The 398-nt window shown below is 58.8% G+C and carries 1 rRNA gene; it reads right to left on the reverse strand.

The window, feature by feature from the left end:
• Positions 1-310 precede the first annotated feature (310 nt).
• A 16S ribosomal RNA gene (locus IO36_RS36085) occupies positions 311-398 on the reverse strand; the annotation flags it as partial.

Below are 398 nucleotides of genomic sequence, written 5' to 3' on the forward strand. Positions count from 1 at the left end.
GCCACAGATGCTCGCGTCCACTGTGCAGTTCTCAAACAACGACCAACCACCCATCACCCCCGGTCGAAACCGGAGTTCACTGGGGCCGGCACTGAAGGCGACCTTGCGGCCGTACCCTCAGACACCCAACAACGTGCCCGACACCCTCGCCGCTTCCCTCATTCGTTCCACGCCCCGAAGAGCAGTACTGGAAGGAGAAGACAGTCAAGTGTGCCGAATAATCAACGTTCCACCCATGAGCAACCAGCATCGAACATTCGCCGATGTACTGGCCTCTGACCGAGCGAACTCGGTTAGACGTGCTCCTTAGAAAGGAGGTGATCCAGCCGCACCTTCCGGTACGGCTACCTTGTTACGACTTCGTCCCAATCGCCAGTCCCACCTTCGACAGCTCCCTC

The organism is Streptomyces aureus (assembly GCF_000725495.1).
GTDB classification, from domain to species: Bacteria; Actinomycetota; Actinomycetes; order Streptomycetales; family Streptomycetaceae; genus Streptomyces; species Streptomyces aureus_B.